The sequence below is a fragment of the Moraxella sp. Pampa genome (genome assembly GCF_035181385.1).
In the GTDB taxonomy this organism is placed as follows: Bacteria; Pseudomonadota; Gammaproteobacteria; order Pseudomonadales; family Moraxellaceae; genus Moraxella.
On record NZ_JAXCJK010000002.1, the window covers coordinates 245,861 to 261,035 of the forward strand.

The following is a 15,175-nucleotide window of genomic DNA, read 5'->3' on the forward strand; positions in this document are numbered from 1 at the left end:
GAGCATCTTAGCCCCCATGATAAAAATGCCAAAATACTCAGACAAACACTTCCCCCACCCAAAACTTTGTCCAAAACAAATGATGATCATCCATCATTATTGGTAGGCTCTAATTGAGAAATCGTAATCCCAGTAAACCCAAAAATCAATGTTAAGACAAAGCACAAATAACAGAAAAACGCATATGGCACATAATGAATGACAGGCATACCAAATACGCCCGTCAAAAATCCCCCATATACCCCCCAAGGCACAAGCGGATTAATCACCGTACCTGCATCTTCAATGGTACGAGACAGATTGCGTGGGTGCAGACCCAATCGCTTATATTCAGGTAAAAAAGCATTCCCTGATAACAATAAACTCAAATACTGCTCACCGACCAACACATTAATCCCAAACGAAGTAAATGCCGCCGCAGCCACGCCACGACTTGCTTTGGTTAAAAGATGACGCATACCGTCAAGCAAAGCAGGTAAAATGCCCAAGCCTTGTAATAACCCACCCAATGAAAGTGCTAAAATCACCAAAACTTGGGTAAAAAACATACTTTGCAAACCGCCACGAGCCACCAGTTTACCAACCGAACCCAAATCCACACCGTCAGGTAACGAATAACCTGTAAAAAACCAACCGCCAACCTGTGCCAAATCAGGACTAGAATGCGTATAAGTCAACCCTAATGCCACAACAATGGTCGCTGTAATGGTATAAATCGCATTGACTTTCATTAAGGCTAAAACAACCAGCACCGCAAAAGGCAACAGCGTGTAGCCATGTACCAGCCCACTTTTTATCAAATTACCCTGCAATTCTGCCACTGCTGAAAAATCACCACTGGCAGACGGCATAAATACAAAAATAATAGCCGTAATCACCCACGCAGGCAGGGTGGTATACATCATATTTTTGATATGGTCAAACAAATCCACCCCCACAATAGATGCCGAAATGGTTGTCGTATCTGACAAAGGCGACATTTTATCGCCAAAAAGTGCCCCAGACACCACCGCCCCTGCCACGATTGCAGGATTTGCCCCAAAAGCCGTTGCCATACCCAAAAAAGCCACGCCCACCGTTGCACACGTGGTAAAGCCACTACCCAATGCCAACCCAATCACGCTGGATAAAATAAATGCCGACAAATAAAACCACTCTGCCGACAATACATCAAACCCATAATAAATCAAAGTCGGAATCGCCCCACTCATCATCAGAGCCGATACCAATAAACCAATAAACGAAAATAAATAAATCGCCCCCATACCTGTGGTAACGCCATTTATCATTTTGTTTTGCATAGCGTCAAAGGTTACACCCTTTGCCATGCCATACATCATCAAGCCAAAAATCACAATCAGCAACGACAATAAAGGCACAAACCCCCATTTAATCATCGTTATACCAAGTACAAAAACAATCATCACCGCAATCGGAATGGCTTGTTTTGGGGTTAAAGTAAGAAGTGAAGAGCCTGTCTTTGACATAGTTTTAACCTAAAAAGTAATAAATTGATGCTATTTTGCTAATGTAAGTGATTAATTGATATCATAAAATTTCAAAAAGTTCACCAACCCCCTGATTTTGCTTTTAAATATGCTTTGTTTATCACGGCCCTTTTATCACCATGACAAACAATCCTAAGGTCTTTAATCATTTAATAAACCGCCATTCTAACAAAAAACAACCGCACAATTCAAAGAAAAACGCACGGTTATTGACAAGATGAAAAAATCATCTATGAATTAAAAAATACACTCTCTCATTGGATTGTCAAATAGATAAATCACAAGTGCTTGATTAACACAATCAACCAACAAAAAACACTTATAACCCCCAAAAAATACAGCATCAATGTCGCATCAATGGACTGTTGCAAGTCATTCATCTTTATCATAAAATAGCCACCCACATGCACAACTGATTTTTTTTGTTTTTATTTATTGGATAACACCATGAATGTAACACTACGCCAGCTCAATGCCTTTATTGCGGTGGCTCGCCACAAAAGCTTTACCAAGGCAGCAGACGAGCTGTATTTAACCCAGTCGTCTTTGAGCGGATTAATCAAGGAAATGGAAAATCAGCTTGGCATTGTATTGTTTGACCGCACCACAAGGCAAATTCATTTGTCAGATGCAGGTGAACGGCTGATGCCATATGCCCTAAAGGTACTTGATGACATGCGTTTATTTAATGGGGAGATTTATGACATCAAAGACTACCACCAAGGCAAGGTACGCATCGCTGCCAGCCAGCAACTTGCCGCCACCATCATGCCCAAACTCATTCAAGAATTCAAGCAAACACACCCCGACATTCAGGTCAGTCTGATTGACTGTGGTATCGGCGAGGTGATGGAAAAAGTGCAGATTTTAGATGCTGATATTGGCATTGGTCCTGAATATCCATTTAGCAACAATATCGTGGCAAGCGAGCTGTTCTCATCACCTTTTTATCTTGTTGTAAAGCTTGGTCATGCACTTGCAGGCCTAAAAGAAGTGGCATGGCAAGACATTCCCAAAGGAGAGATCATCACACTACAATCCGCCTTTGCCGAGCAAATCCGCAACACCCTACCGACAGAGTTATCCAAGCGATTGTTTCGTGCAGATTATGAAGTAAATTTTTTATCCACAGCACTGGGTGTAACCCAAATGGGACTTGGCATTACTTTGGCATTAACTTATGCCAAAACTTGGGTAAAACAGCACAATCTTGTGATGATACCCATCACCACCCCAATGATTGAACGCAAATTTCTACTTTATGCTCACAAGCACCGCTCACCTACGCCTGCGGTGTTAGTGTTTCAACAATTCTTACAAGACCATGCAAAGAATTGGGGCGTACATAAAACATGATTGACCCACCACTTTTTTGACAAAAAATAAATTTGGTCAAAATCATCATTTGGTCAAAATATATAGTATGCCCCACCAGCCAACCACATCACATCAAAACCCAAAACAAACAAAACGCCAAGCCTGCCCACCATCAATACCACAATAGGCAAGCAATGATGGTTTTGTGGTATCAGCATGATTAAAATCATGCAGTATCAAGGCTTTTTTTATTTCAAAATTTTTTACCATCAGCGTTTTTTGTTTTAAAAACAAGATTTTGATTAAAAGCATTTACAACACCAAAAAAATTCTTTATGCTAAGTCAATCCACCTTACTTTTAAGGAATTATCCATGCCCATCATCACCCATAACACCGACCTCCATCGTTTTGAAACCACCATTGATGGCATCACCGCTTATCTTAGCTATACTGATGATGGCAAGATATTGACTTATCATCACACCATCGTACCCAGTCAGCTGGGTGGTCAAGGACTTGGCAAGGCATTGACCAAATATGCCTTAGACCATGCACATCATCATGGCAAAAAAGTTGTGCCAGCTTGTGGCTTTATTGCAGCTTATATTGACAAAAATCCAGAATACCAAGCCCTGCTGGCGTGATTTGACCCAATAATACAAGGAAGTCAATAATACAAGGAAGTATAATGAATCACGCATTAAATCACCTGTTTACACCGCCCTTTGATGTCTTAACTGACAACGAACGAAAAATGCTGGCCAATGCCAGTCAAATCATCTACCTGCCACAAAACACCGCCATTTGTCATGATTGGCGTGATGACTTATTCATTGTAATCAAAGGAAAATTAACCCAGCATCAAGATGGTGAGCTGGTCGCAGGATTGGCTGTGGGAGATTGGTTTGCTTTGACGGACAAGGACGGTCATGCCTTTGATGTCATCACCCAAGAACAAAGCCTACTCTACCATCTAAATGGCAAAATGATAAACGCCATCAGCCAAACAAATGAGCATTTACAAACACTATTATTTGCCGATCTTACCGCACGCAAATCCAAACAAGACGCACGCACCGCCCATAGTCAAAATCAACAAATGCTCTATCGCCCTGTATCTAGCATTGGTGAGCATATCCGTACGCCTCATTTTATCGCTGATACCGCCACACTATATGAAGCAACCTGTTGCATGGTAGCGGTTGATGCCAAGCACATTTTGGTCAATTCTCCAAATGGCGTAGGCATACTTACCCAAACCGATGTCTGCCGTGCCATCACAGATAAAGCAGATTTTATGACAACAGCAGTGCGTCATTACAGCAGGTTTGATTTGTACACCATTCACGAAAACCATGATTTAAGCGAAGCACTCATCATGATGATCGGTAAAAAAGTGCATCGCCTACCGATTGTTAATGACCAAGGAAATATTACAGGTGTGATTGGTCAAACCGAGCTTTTAAACTATCTGACCAATCAGTCCCAGCTCATCACACAACGCATCGATCAAGCCCAAAGCCTTGCTGATGTCGCAATAGGCGTTGAGATGATTGGCAAGTTTATCCGTCATCAGACACAAAGTGGCATGAAAATTCATGTCATTGGTCGTATCGTCCAAAGTCTTAACATCCATGTTTTTACCAAAGTATGGCAACTTATCGTCCCGCACAGCGTCATCGCCAACACCTGCATGATCGTCATGGGGTCAGAAGGTCGTGGTGAGCAGGTCATGCGTACCGACCAAGATAACGCACTCATCATTCGTGATGGGTTCATTGATGACAATTTACCACAATATGCCCAAAACTTTAACGATGCATTATTTGAGCTGGGCTATCCGTATTGTGATGGCAATATCATGATGACCAATCCTACTTGGCGAAAATCAATCAGCGACTTTAAAACCCAAGTTACCTCATGGGTCGGAGCAACAGGTGGCGAGCCGATGGTGCACCTTGCCACACTCATAGACGCACACCCTGTATGTGGTGATGTGGCATTATTTCATGAACTAAAATCACACTGGCAGTATGTCGCCAAGCACACTCACGCTAATTTCATCAACCGCTTTGCTGCACCAACCTTACAAATGGCAAGCCGTGCAAATTTTTGGCAAAAATTCACAGGCGGTGCGGACAATGATATTGATCTAAAAAAGGCAGGCATATTTCCTATTGTACATGGCGTGCGTGCCTTGACACTTGAATATGGCATTGATGAGACCGGTACTCGCCAGCGTCTGCATCAACTGGCGACACTAAAAGTTATCGATGAAAAGACTGCTCAAAACATCACAGAAGCACTTGAATTTTTTCTAAGTAAACGCCTAGCAGTCGCTTTAATCACCGACAACAAGTCCGCCCGCAAGGTTAACCCAGATACACTCTCCTCACTGGAACGGGACCTACTCAAAGAAAGTCTTGCGGTGGTTAAATATTTCAAGGGCTTCATCACACGCCATTATCGTCTTGATGTGTTTGTAGGATAAATGAGTGCACCATGTTTGATTTTTTAAAAAAGATATTTAGTAATCATCAAAGACTTAAATCAAAAAGTAAATTAACCGATCTGGCATACGACTATTTATTTAATGAGCCACCTGCTGATGAGTGGGTAAGCCTAGATTTGGAACTGACTGGCCTAAATGCCAAAACTCACCATATCCTAAGTGTGGGGGCGGTCAAAATCAAACAAACAAATAAAAGCTTTGTCATTGATACCTCAGATATGCTCAGCATCATCTGCCACCCTCCTATCATGCCAGATACCAACAGCATCGTCATACATGGCCTGCGTCCTATTGATGTAGAAAGCGGCATGAACTATGACGAGATGCTAGATAAGCTATTACCATTCATCGGCAGTCGTCCCATTGTGGGCTTTTGCACAAGTATGGACATGGCTTTTATCAATACCCTCGCCAAATCAAAATTGGGCACCAAATTGCCCAATGCCTTGATTGATGTTGCCAATCTTGATCAAAAGCTCCGCCAAAAAATCAACAAAAACAGCGACATACCTATTGATAAACGCCATTTAAACGAGCTTTTAATTGCACACAAAATCCCCATATTGCCTGCACACGACTCAATGAATGATGCACTCATGACCGCCATGTTATTTTGTCATTTAAAAAGTCAATTGGACTGATTTTACCAGCAGGCTACGCACCCAAATCAACCTAAAAATTCAAAAAAGATTACAACACAAAGATGCTGGTTTTTGGTTGCAAATGTGCTAAACTAGCGAATATTTTTAGTCAATTTTAAGGATAATTATGAGCAGTCTGACCTCCGATCAAGTCGCCCTACAATTAGACAATTTGCCTGCATGGCAGCTAGATGGTAACAGCCTTGTGCGTTCCTATGAGTTCAACGATTTTGCTTCTGTGGTAGCATTCATCGTCAAAGCATCATTTCACGCTCAGGCTCTTGAACATTATCCAGAATGGGAAAACTGCTACACCACACTTAAAGTACGCATCGGCAACATTGCAGGTGGCACACTACAAAGTCGAGATATTCAGCTTGCCAAGCGATTAGAAGCATCTTTTACCAACTAAACTCATAAAGCCAAGATAGCCACAACAAAGCTTTTTTGGCTTTTTATAGCATCACAAACTTTAAATGGTCATTGAAAGACAATCACAAGGACAACCGTGCAAACATTTAGTCAAATTCTTTGGCAAGAAAATTTACCACTTTACAAGGCAACGCTTAACCTGCCTTTTAATCAGGAGCTGGCAGCAGGAACATTATCCAAGGAAGCTTTTAGCCATTATGTCATTCAAGATGCCCATTATCTGCTTGCCTATGGACGAGCACTTTCAGTTTGTGCTGCCAAGGCCTACCAAGCAGATGAGGTGATTTTGTTTAGTGAGGCGGCAAAAGAGGCGATTGTAGTAGAGCGTTCGCTACATGATGGTTTTATGCAAGACTTTGGCATCAGCCGTGAAGACTTTTTGAACACTCCCTTAACACTAGCTTGCCATCATTACACTTCTTACTTGATTGCTTGTGCCTATGCCGACAGCTATCCTGTTGTGCTGGCAAGTTTATTACCATGCTTTTGGATTTATGCTAAGGTCGGTCAAGATATTTATGAAAAATCTGTGCCAAATAATCCTTATCAAGCATGGATTGATACCTATGCTGGTGCAGAGTTTCACACAGCAGTGCAAAAAGTCATTGATGTGATAGATAAGGTTGCAAAGCGTACCGATCAAGACACCTTGAACAAAATGCGTCAAGCATATACCGATGCCGCCAAATTAGAATGGCTGTTTTGGGAAAGTGCCTATCATCAGACAAAATGGCGTGGGCTTGATGAGTTAAGCTGATTAATCTTGACAGTGAATACAATTTATTTGATTTAGCAAAAAAAATAAAAATTTGCTAAAATGGCGGTTAATTTTTATATCAATTGACCGCCATTTATCATGATGAACCATCAACAGCCCACTTTTGATAGTCGCTCCATCGCTGAGTTTACCGAGTCAGCCTACCTAAATTACGCCATGTATGTCATCATGGACCGTGCCTTACCGCACATTGCAGACGGACTCAAACCTGTCCAGCGTCGTATCGTTTATGCCATGAGTGAGCTTGGGCTAAAACACACTGCCAAACCCAAAAAGTCTGCCCGCACCGTAGGTGATGTCTTGGGCAAATACCACCCACATGGCGACTCAGCCTGTTATGAAGCAATGGTACTGATGGCACAACCATTTAGTTATCGCTATCCACTCATTGCAGGGCAGGGCAACTGGGGCTCTGCTGATGACCCAAAATCATTCGCCGCCATGCGGTACACAGAAGCCAAAATGTCCAACTACGCCAATACACTATTGTCCGAACTAGAACAAGGCACAGTAGATTGGGTGGATAATTTTGACGGTTCATTAAAAGAGCCTGCCACTTTGCCCGCTCGCCTACCAAACATCTTATTAAATGGCACAACAGGCATTGCCGTTGGTATGGCCACCGACATTCCACCACACAATTTAACCGAAGTAGTCAAAACCTGCATTAAGCTACTTAAAAACCCAAATTTATCTGTGCGTGAGCTGTGCAACACTCTCATCGCCCCTGATTTACCAACTCACGCTGAAATCATCACCCCCCAAGATGAGCTGATCGCCATGTATGAGCAAGGGCGTGGCAGCTATAAAATGCGAGCAACTTATCGCATTGACCCAAAAGAAAAAAATATCGTCATCATTGATGCACTGCCCTACCAAGTCTCTGGCAATAAGGTCATCGAGCAAATTGCCAAGCTAATGACAGACAAAAAATTACCTTGGCTAAATGACATCAATGACGAGTCTGATCATGAAAATGCCTGCCGAATCCTTCTTGAATTCAAAAAAGGTAGGACCGACATTGACAAAATCATGAGCCATTTATTTGCTCTCACCGACCTTGAAACCAGTTTTCGGGTCAATATGAATATGATTGGTGTCAATGGCAAACCACAAGTTAAAAATTTAAAAACCATATTATCTGAATGGCTAGACTGTCGCCGTCAAGTGGTTATTCGCAGACTTGAGCATCACCTAAGCAAGATTGATCAGCGTCTGCATATCTTGGCAGGTCTGCTCGTGGCTTATTTGCACATTGATGAGGTGATTGCCATCATTCGCCATGAAGATGACCCAAAACTTGAACTGATGAGTCGCTTTGGGCTGACTGACACTCAAGCGGACGCCATTCTTGACATCAAACTTCGTCAACTTGCCAAACTAGAAGAAATAGAACTCAATGCCCAAAAGGACGCACTTGAACTTGAAAGAGCCACCATCATAGAACAGCTTGCCAGTCCAGAGCGTTTAACCACCCTACTCATTGATGAGCTGACCGCCGATATGAAAGCCCATGGCGATGAGCGAATGTCGCCTGTGGTAGTACGCCATGAGGCTGCCGCTATTAAGGCTACCGATTTGATCCCAAGTGAAGCGGTAACGGTCGTATTATCAAAGGCTGGTTGGATTCGTATGGCAAAAGGTCATGACATTGATGTGTCTGCCATGAATTTTCGCTCAGGCGATGAATATCAAGCATCTGCACAAGGCAAGTCTAATGAAAAACTGATTTTGCTTGACAATACAGGGCGTAGCTACGCCTTAGATGCCATCAACCTACCCTCTGCTCGTGGTCAAGGCGAACCCATCACCAGTATGCTAAACCCACCCACAGGGGCAAAAATTGAACAAATCTTATTTGGTGATAAATCAGACAGCGTACTGCTGGCAAGTACATCAGGCTACGGCTTTGTTGGTAAATTAAGTAACTTTGAAACCAACCAAAAAGCAGGCAAAGCCATCATCAACCTAAATGACTCTCAATTGGTGCCTATAAGCAACATCAAAGCTGACGATACCCTAGTCGCCGCTCTTACCAATTCAGGCTATTTACTGGTTTTTGAGCTGTCCGACCTACCAAGTTTGGTCAAAGGCAAAGGCAATAAAATCATCAACCTAAAAGATAAAGATAACGAAATGCTCATCAGCCTAGTTAGCCTAAACAGTACAGACAATCTTGTCATCACCGCAGGCAAACGCACGCTCACCATTAAGCCTGCTGATTTAACGGACTATATGGGCAAACGAGCTGGGCGTGGTGCAAGACTGCCAAAAGGCTACTGGAATGTGGCAGGCATGGAACGCATGGCAACACAGCGCTAAGAAAAGCAAAGAGTGAATAAGGACGATGATTTTCGTCCTTATTTTTTGGCCATCATGTTCTAAAAAAACCCAAGACATCGCTTGGGTTTTTTATTATTCTTAGCCTTCTAATGGCACACCAATACGCAAAGCGACCTCTTCATAGCCCTCTACGACATCGCCTAAGCCTTGACGGAAACGATCTTTATCCAGTTTTTTCTTGGTTTCTTTATCCCACAGACGACAACCATCTGGAGAGAACTCATCACCAAGCACAATGCGACCATGGAACAGACCAAATTCCAATTTAAAATCAACAAGCATCAATCCTGCATCGTCAAAGATTTTACTCAATACTTCATTGACCTTATAGGTCAAAGCTTTCATCTGCTCAAGCTCATCAGCAGTAGCATAGCCTAATGCAACAGCGGTTGATTCTGACAGCATCGGATCGCCCAACGCATCGTCCTTGTAGAATAATTCAAAAGTTGGTGGCAAAAGTGGCAAGCCTTCTGCAAGACCCAATCGCTTCATCAGACCACCAGCGACATAGTTACGCACCACGCACTCTACTGGAATCATTTTTAAGCGTTTTACCAACACTTCATCTTCTGACAACTGACGCTCAAAATGCGTCTCAATGCCTGCCTCGCTCAGCTTTTGCATGATGAACGCATTAAAACGGTTATTTACCTTGCCCTTACGGTCAAGTTGAGCGATTTTCTCACCGTTGAATGCTGATGCGTCATTGCGAAAATGCAGTACGAGATAATCTTCATGCTCAGTCTCATAAACAGATTTGGCTTTACCAGTATACAATAGGGCTTGCTTTTGCATTTCAACTCTCTTGTTTTAATTAAAAAGGTATAAAAAAATTAAAATATGGTCGTTTAGTTTACCGTTGGCGGTTTTGGTAGGGCAAATTGTTTGCCAAATTTATTTGTCAAACTGGTGTCCACCTGCCCCACATTTGGTGTAGGGTATAATGGGGTAAACTCAGCGGTAGGCTGATCAGCTGGTAGCTTGATGGGGTCAAGTTTTTTACTAGATTGATAATCCAAACTGCCATCATCTCGCTTGCCCAACCAGTCTTTGGTCGCACTACAACCAGTCAATGCCACAGTAGCGGCAAATACCAATGCACTAATTTTTAATGTTGTATTCATAGTTATCCTTTGTTTAACCTTGCCAACCCAAGTTTGGACAAAAATTAGACCAAATTCGCCTTAGCGAGTGCTGCATCAATGACAAGCTGGTTTTCTGCCGATAGCCAAACCAGTGGCAAACGAATGCCTTTATCAATCTTGCCCATCTTGTGCAAGGCGTACTTGATTGGCTGTGGACTAGATTCACAAAATAGGTCTTTATGTAGGTGTTTAATGGGGTCATGAATGGCGTTTGCCTGATCAAAATCACCAGCCAATGCCAGTTCAAACACTTGGCTCATCACCTTTGGAGCGACATTAGATGTCACAGAAATATTGCCTTGTGCACCATGCTTGATCAGCTCTAGTGCTGTTGGGTCATCACCTGATAACACAATCATATGCTCGCCCACCGCTTTGATGAGTGCCACACCACGCTCAATATTGCCTGTTGCATCTTTGATGGCAACGATATTTGGCAAAGTCATCAAACGCTCAACAGTCTGCTGGCTGATGTCCACCACGGTGCGACCTGGCACATTATACAGCATCTGAGGCATATCAACCGCCTCAGAGATGGCTTTATAGTGCTGATAAATGCCCTCTTGGGTTGGCTTGTTATAATAAGGTGCGACCAATAATGCACAGTCAGCACCAGCATCTTTGGCGGCAGTGGTCAGCTCTATGGCTTCAAGTGTGTTGTTCGCCCCTGTCCCTGCAATGACTGGCACACGCCCCGCAACATATTTTACAAAAAATTGCATGACCTCAATGTGTTCTTCCATCGATAATGTCGCCGATTCGCCTGTTGTTCCCACCGCCACAAGTGCATGCGTACCCTCGGCAATTTGCCAGTCAATAAGCCTAGCAAGTGCATCGTAATCCACTGACCCATCTGTCTTCATCGGCGTAACCAAGGCGGTGATAGAGCCTTGTAATTTTGACTTAATATTTTGATATGTATCTGTCATGAGATTGCCAATTTTTTCAAAAATTTAAAAGAAAGTAAAACCATCAAAAATAAGTCTAGTTTATCATAATTAATTTGGCTTTTGACGGATTTTTCGGAATTTATTTTACAAATTTATGTTACTCAATACGCATACCGATGATGGCAGGCGTGCCTTGGCGAATCAGCTGTACTGGCACAACACCTTTTTTGGGCAAACTTTGTACCGCCAGTGCCATCTCTTCGACATGGGAAGTTGGGCGACCATTTAAGCCCAAAATCACATCACCTACTTGTATGCCTGTGCGTGCCGCCAATCCCATGGGGCTAACCGCAGTAATGATGACACCCCCTTGCACACCAAAATTGGCGAGTGCCTCCTGCTCGGCTGGCGAAAGCTCTTTTAGACGCAAGCCCAATTTTAGGCCGTTATTATTTGGACGCTCTCCACCTGCAAAGACATCGGTTGGTGCTTCATCAAACCGCCCTTGTGCCACATAGGTTTGTTTGCCTCTTTGATAAGTTAAATGAAAAACATCATTCGGCTTAGTACGGTTTAGTAGGTTTAGAAGTTCTGCAGCCTGACTGATGGGCACGCCATTAAAACTTAGCACCAAATCCCCCACCGCCAACCCTGCCATATCTGCTGGCGAACCTGCCCCCACTCTGGTTAAAAGTGCACCTTGGGGACGAGCCAGCCCATACACTTCGGCAAGGTTTCTATCAACATCTTGCACGACAATGCCCAATGCTGAACGACGCACCCGACCCGTCGTTTTGATTTGCTCATAAATATGCAAGACGGTATCAATTGGTATGGAAAATGACAATCCCATATAACCGCCTGTGTCGCTAAAAATATGTGAGTTGACACCCACAACTTCGCCCTGCTGATTGAACAAAGGGCCGCCAGAATTGCCAGGGTTTAGTGCAACATCTGTCTGAATGAATGGCACGGCAGCATCAGGGGTGATATTGCGAGATTTGGCAGAGACAATCCCTGCTGACGCTGAATAATCAAAGCCAAATGGCGAGCCAATCGCCAATACAGGCTCACCCACCCTCAACACTCGGTCGGACATGGTCAGTGCAGGAAACCGATCACCCTCCACCTTTAAGACCGCAATGTCTGACGCTTCGTCCGAACCAACCAACACTGCGTCCATCTCCGTGCGATCATTGAGCGTTACCGTAATCGTCTGCACCCCTTCAACAACATGACGATTGGTTATGACATAGCCATCTTTACTGATGAAAAATCCTGTTCCAAAGCCTTGTTCAATCGTCGGTACATTCACCTGCTCGCCCAAATACTGCCCCAGCATCTGTGCCTGCGTACGCATCATCTCACCGTCAGTGATGGGCTTGGTGGTAGAAATGCGTACCACACCAGAAGACACCCGCTCAACCAAATCGGCAAAATCCACTTGTGTTACTGCCTGTGCTGACGATAACAAAGGATTGTTTGGCAAAATGGTCGCTAATGACAAAGTACACGCCAATAAGGCTGGTTTAATGATTGTACGCATTTTATTGTCCTTTAATGATGATTTTTGGCATAATACATGAATCATGATATTTTAATAAAAATAACCAGAAGTTTCTTTGATGATAAAATCCACACAATAGCTTAACATTTGCCACACACCATATTTGCCAAGTCTGACTCACGCTTAAAAACACGCCCACAAGACACAAAGCTGATCAAATTTTCTAAAAACTGCACAGGTCTTGACCTACAAACCCACTGCCTCACGAATGCGACTTGCCACCTCATCAATGCTACCACTTGCATCAATGCGACAAATGCGTTCACTGTTTTTATTAAATCCGTATTCTAGGCCTTGATATACTTTATCAAAAAAACTGGTGTCCAATGACTCAAAACGGTCTGCCTGACTACGATTTTTCGCCCTTGCCATGCCTATGGCAACATCTAGGTCTAGCCACAGCGTAATATCTGGCAAGCGTGGTACGAAGTTTTTTATCAGCAAATCAATCTTATCAAGTGCTGATTGCTCTCCATGAAAACGCCCAAAACCCTGATAGGCCACCGTGCTATCAATAAATCTATCACAAACAACCCACTTGCCAGCATCTAAAGCAGGCAAAATCGTCTTGTATGAGTGGTCAGCACGAGCAGCAAACATAAGAAGCAGCTCGGTATCATCGTGTAGGATACTGTTTTTATTCAACAAAATACCACGAATCAGCTCTGCCATATCCGCCCCACCTGGCTCACGAGTGCGTACATATGCCACACCAAGCTCGTCCAAATGCCGACAAAACCCATCAATGGCTGTGGTTTTGCCCACACCTTCTGTTCCTTCAAAACTGATAAATTTTGGTGCGATATTCATGACTGTCCTTTTTAAAACCATAATTATTTATTGCCACTAAAATCTATTCACTCATTGATTTATGACTATTTGTTGCTATTGTTTGTTTGCCATGACCACACGGTACTGAGCAACGGCACGGTTATGCCCATCTAAGGTTTGGCTAAATTTATGTCCACCCTTACCTGTCGCCACAAAATACAACGCCTTAGTGTCAGCAGGGTGCATGGCAGCATCGATAGATGCTTTTGATGGCAAGGAAATTGGCGTAGGTGGCAACCCATTGATTTGATAGGTATTATAAGCGGTTTTCTCGTTAATATTGGAGCGGTAAATTTTGCCATCATAGCGGTCAAACAGTCCATAAATGATGGTTGGGTCGGTTTGTAGCCGCATATTTTTGCCCAAGCGATTGACAAAAACTGCCGATACCTGCCATCTTTCATCAGCAATGCCTGTTTCTTTTTCAATGATGCTTGCCATGATGAGTGCCTCATATTTATCCTTATAAGGCAAGCTTTTTTTGCGATTACTCCAAGCAGCATCTAAAATTTGTTGCTGGGCATCATAAAGTTTTTGTAAGATTTTTTTATCACTTGTGCCTTGCTCAAAAAAATAAGTATTAGGTGCAAACTGACCTTCCAAATTGCCATTCACCGCAGAAACGCCTAATGCTGCCGCTACCTTCTTGTTGTCTTTCATGGCATCTACCCACGAATAATTGTCCGTTCGTGGTGTCAGCACCTCAAGCACCACGCCATCAGTATTTTTAATGGCATGATACAAGTCCTTGATATTTTTACCTTCAATGATTTGCACCCTAATCATTTGCATATCAGAACCCTTTGACAAGATGTCCACGACCTGTTTTAGGCTGGCATTGGCAGGGATTTGATACATGCCTTCTTTCAAGGACGCATGGGTATACACTTTTAAATACAATTTGATTACAAAGCTTGATGAAAACAGCGAGGTTTGCCACGGGTTATTAACCAGTAGCCCATGATAAGTATCACCCTTTTTGACGGTTAATGTTTGTGCTTTTTGGTCGGTTTTAGCAAACAAACTCATATAAACAATGCTCACCAACAGCGTCAAAAGTGCAAGCATCATCAACTTTATCAGCCATAGCGACTTAGGTTTTTTTGATACACGCTGTTTTTTATTTGATTTTTTTGGTTTTTTAACTTTAAGTTTTTGAGCAGCTTTTGTCATAGATGTTTAAATGTCAGTTCAAATTGCCGTTATTGT

The 15,175-nt window shown here is 43.0% G+C and carries 14 protein-coding genes; 7 read left to right on the forward strand and 7 right to left on the reverse strand.

The features are described 5' to 3' along the window. Positions 1-86: 86 nt before the first annotated feature. Positions 87-1,487, reverse strand: a complete 1,401-nt coding sequence (locus R0123_RS05515) for a Na+/H+ antiporter NhaC family protein (protein WP_323843369.1) — start codon at positions 1,485-1,487, stop codon at positions 87-89. Between the two features lie 468 nt (positions 1,488-1,955). Here R0123_RS05515 and R0123_RS05520 point away from each other — a divergent pair, with 468 nt between their 5' ends. The 7 genes from R0123_RS05520 (at position 1,956) to parC (ending at position 9,512) form a co-directional block, all read left to right on the forward strand. Then, positions 1,956-2,864, forward strand: a complete 909-nt coding sequence (locus R0123_RS05520; RefSeq protein WP_323841077.1) for a LysR family transcriptional regulator — start codon at positions 1,956-1,958, stop codon at positions 2,862-2,864. A 334-nt stretch (positions 2,865-3,198) separates the two neighbouring features. Continuing rightward, positions 3,199-3,471: a GNAT family N-acetyltransferase gene (locus tag R0123_RS05525; protein WP_323843370.1), complete on the forward strand. Its 273-nt coding sequence runs from the start codon at positions 3,199-3,201 to the stop codon at positions 3,469-3,471. 44 nt (positions 3,472-3,515) lie between these two features. Further along, on the forward strand, positions 3,516-5,318 hold the full coding sequence (locus R0123_RS05530; RefSeq protein ID WP_323843371.1) for a DUF294 nucleotidyltransferase-like domain-containing protein: 1,803 nt from the start codon (positions 3,516-3,518) through the stop codon (positions 5,316-5,318). A gap of 11 nt (positions 5,319-5,329) precedes the next feature. Beyond that, positions 5,330-5,980, forward strand: coding sequence for a 3'-5' exonuclease (locus R0123_RS05535; protein ID WP_323843372.1), 651 nt, complete (start codon positions 5,330-5,332; stop codon positions 5,978-5,980). Between the two features lie 127 nt (positions 5,981-6,107). After that, entirely contained in the window at positions 6,108-6,392 is a 285-nt protein-coding gene (locus R0123_RS05540; protein WP_323841073.1) for a 4a-hydroxytetrahydrobiopterin dehydratase, read from the forward strand. Positions 6,393-6,488: 96 nt separating this feature from the next. Then, positions 6,489-7,169 (forward strand): thiaminase II, encoded by a 681-nt coding sequence (gene tenA, locus R0123_RS05545; protein WP_323843373.1) that lies wholly within the window; start codon positions 6,489-6,491, stop codon positions 7,167-7,169. Positions 7,170-7,268: 99 nt separating this feature from the next. Then, entirely contained in the window at positions 7,269-9,512 is a 2,244-nt protein-coding gene (gene parC / locus R0123_RS05550) for a DNA topoisomerase IV subunit A (protein WP_323843374.1), read from the forward strand. A 99-nt stretch (positions 9,513-9,611) separates the two neighbouring features. Here parC and purC read toward each other — a convergent pair whose 3' ends face one another. The 6 genes from purC to mltG all read right to left on the reverse strand — a co-directional run bounded on the left by purC (position 9,612) and on the right by mltG (position 15,139). After that, complete coding sequence (purC, locus tag R0123_RS05555) at positions 9,612-10,328, reverse strand: phosphoribosylaminoimidazolesuccinocarboxamide synthase (RefSeq protein ID WP_323841070.1); 717 nt, start codon at positions 10,326-10,328, stop codon at positions 9,612-9,614. Positions 10,329-10,381: 53 nt separating this feature from the next. Further along, positions 10,382-10,657 (reverse strand): hypothetical protein, encoded by a 276-nt coding sequence (locus R0123_RS05560; RefSeq protein ID WP_323841069.1) that lies wholly within the window; start codon positions 10,655-10,657, stop codon positions 10,382-10,384. 44 nt (positions 10,658-10,701) lie between these two features. Continuing rightward, positions 10,702-11,607, reverse strand: a complete 906-nt coding sequence (dapA, locus tag R0123_RS05565; RefSeq protein WP_323843375.1) for a 4-hydroxy-tetrahydrodipicolinate synthase — start codon at positions 11,605-11,607, stop codon at positions 10,702-10,704. A 118-nt stretch (positions 11,608-11,725) separates the two neighbouring features. Beyond that, complete coding sequence (locus tag R0123_RS05570) at positions 11,726-13,114, reverse strand: trypsin-like peptidase domain-containing protein (RefSeq protein WP_323841067.1); 1,389 nt, start codon at positions 13,112-13,114, stop codon at positions 11,726-11,728. Positions 13,115-13,321: 207 nt separating this feature from the next. After that, a complete protein-coding gene (tmk, locus tag R0123_RS05575) occupies positions 13,322-13,939 on the reverse strand; it encodes a dTMP kinase (RefSeq protein ID WP_416381700.1) in 618 nt (205 codons plus the stop codon). An 81-nt stretch (positions 13,940-14,020) separates the two neighbouring features. Beyond that, entirely contained in the window at positions 14,021-15,139 is a 1,119-nt protein-coding gene (gene mltG / locus R0123_RS05580; protein WP_323843377.1) for an endolytic transglycosylase MltG, read from the reverse strand. Positions 15,140-15,175: the final 36 nt, after the last annotated feature.

What these genes read in the sequence shown, in the direction of transcription:
- purC (WP_323841070.1), bottom strand. Translation starts at nt 10,328, where the DNA reads ATGCAAAAGCAAGCCCTATTGTATACTGGTAAAGCCAAATCTGTTTAT.
- parC (WP_323843374.1), top strand. Translation starts at nt 7,269, where the DNA reads ATGATGAACCATCAACAGCCCACTTTTGATAGTCGCTCCATCGCTGAG.
- R0123_RS05535 (WP_323843372.1), top strand. Translation starts at nt 5,330, where the DNA reads ATGTTTGATTTTTTAAAAAAGATATTTAGTAATCATCAAAGACTTAAA.
- mltG (WP_323843377.1), bottom strand. Translation starts at nt 15,139, where the DNA reads ATGACAAAAGCTGCTCAAAAACTTAAAGTTAAAAAACCAAAAAAATCA.
- R0123_RS05525 (WP_323843370.1), top strand. Translation starts at nt 3,199, where the DNA reads ATGCCCATCATCACCCATAACACCGACCTCCATCGTTTTGAAACCACC.
- dapA (WP_323843375.1), bottom strand. Translation starts at nt 11,607, where the DNA reads ATGACAGATACATATCAAAATATTAAGTCAAAATTACAAGGCTCTATC.
- R0123_RS05560 (WP_323841069.1), bottom strand. Translation starts at nt 10,657, where the DNA reads ATGAATACAACATTAAAAATTAGTGCATTGGTATTTGCCGCTACTGTG.
- R0123_RS05540 (WP_323841073.1), top strand. Translation starts at nt 6,108, where the DNA reads ATGAGCAGTCTGACCTCCGATCAAGTCGCCCTACAATTAGACAATTTG.
- R0123_RS05515 (WP_323843369.1), bottom strand. Translation starts at nt 1,487, where the DNA reads ATGTCAAAGACAGGCTCTTCACTTCTTACTTTAACCCCAAAACAAGCC.
- R0123_RS05530 (WP_323843371.1), top strand. Translation starts at nt 3,516, where the DNA reads ATGAATCACGCATTAAATCACCTGTTTACACCGCCCTTTGATGTCTTA.
- R0123_RS05520 (WP_323841077.1), top strand. Translation starts at nt 1,956, where the DNA reads ATGAATGTAACACTACGCCAGCTCAATGCCTTTATTGCGGTGGCTCGC.
- R0123_RS05570 (WP_323841067.1), bottom strand. Translation starts at nt 13,114, where the DNA reads ATGCGTACAATCATTAAACCAGCCTTATTGGCGTGTACTTTGTCATTA.